Below are 1,546 nucleotides of genomic sequence, written 5' to 3'. Positions count from 1 at the left end.
CGACTGATATGTAGAGGCTTCCTGTCAAGTGGCAGGTTGAAGCGCTCGCCCCGGGCCGTCGCTCGGGGCGAGCGCTTCGCTCTTGTCCTGGTGGGTTCGCGCGGGGCAGCGTGTCGTGATCGACGCGCGGTCGAGACTGATATGCGCGGGTTGGTTACCGCATGACGGTGTTCGGCAGGAGCGGGACCACGGTGTGTCTGAGGTCGAGCGTGACCGGTCAGGGCTGCTCACAGTCGTAGCGTGGGTCGCTCCTCGCGCTGAGCACCGCGGTGAGCCCGCGAGGACAAGCTTGGTTACCCGCTGTCGGGGCGGCGGGAGTCGAGGGATCGTCAGGCGTCGAGAGTGGCCAGGGACCAGCACCAGCCCGCGAGCTCGCGGGCGATAGCGGTCGTGGCCACGGTGTGCTTCTTGCCGCGGGCGTCGAACCGGGTCCAGCGGTGATGCAAACGCCGGTTGCCCTCGTCCGCGCGCACGCGCGCGGCGGCAGGGGCACTGTCCCAGCGGTCTTGGAGGACCTTGCCGATCTTGTAGGCGGGCTTGTGGTGCCAGGCGGACTCGACCAGCAGGCGGCGAGCGTGGGTGTTGCCGGCCTTCGTGATCCCGCCTTGGCGGCGGGACCCGCCGGAGGAGTGCTCGGTGGGGGTCAGACCGAGGAACGCACCGATCGAGGACCCGGTGAACCTGGTCCAGTCACCGATCTCGACCGCGAGAGCGAACCCGGTCAGGGTCGAGACCCCACGCAGGCAGCACAAGTTCGCAACGACCGGGGCGAAGGACGAGTCCGCGGCCATGACCGCGATCTTCTCGTCCAGGCGGTCCCTGCGGGCTTCGAGGTGGCGGACCAGCTCCCAGGATTCCTCGAACGCGGTCGCAGTGCCGAGGTCGTCGAACCGGATGGTGCGCAGCCAGGCCGCGTGCACGCCGGTCCACGCCTTGCCACCGCAGTAGACGAGCCCGTGACGCAGCAGCAGCTTGCCCACCCGGTGGCGGGCGGACATCAGATCGCCACGGTTGTCGAACCGCAGCCGCACCAGATCGCGGGCCGACTCCTGCTCGACCGTGGGAACCACGACAGCAGTCAGATCATCATTGCGCAGCAGCCGTGCGAGCAGACGAGCGTCGCGCGCATCGGTCTTGACCCGGTCCCCGGGCGCTCGGTTGATCTTCGACGGTGCCGCCACCACGCACCTGATGCCCCCGCCGGCCAGCACGCGGGCCAAGCCGAATCCCGTTGGACCGGCCTCATACGCCACCGCGACCGGGCCAGCCAACCGCGCGATCCAGTCCATGACGGGCCGGTAGCCCTCGCCCGGAACCAGGGTCTGCTCGAACAACTCGCCGGTGGTCGTGTCGATCGCGCTCGCCCGGATCGATCGTGCGTGCACGTCCAGGCCGACACTCGTACGCTCGGTAAACACGGGGCCTCCTATGAATGTGGACAAGGCCACGGGCAGGGCAATCTGCTCGATAACCCACGACCTTCATAGCGAGGCCCCGCCCGTGCGACCCGGGGCGACACCGCCCCGACCCCTCATACCGTCTGACC

1 protein-coding gene is annotated in these 1,546 nt (G+C 69.0%); it reads right to left on the bottom strand.

Annotation, left to right across the window (positions count from 1 at the left end):
* Positions 1 to 329 precede the first annotated feature (329 nt).
* Positions 330 to 1,418, bottom strand: a complete 1,089-nt coding sequence (locus tag AC4H2H_RS19690; RefSeq protein WP_494372527.1) for an IS110 family RNA-guided transposase — start codon at positions 1,416 to 1,418, stop codon at positions 330 to 332.
* Positions 1,419 to 1,546 lie beyond the last annotated feature (128 nt).

The sequence above is a fragment of the Cellulosimicrobium sp. BMG9.22 genome (assembly GCF_059159975.1).
This window is presented reverse-complemented; position numbering and strand designations above follow the sequence as displayed.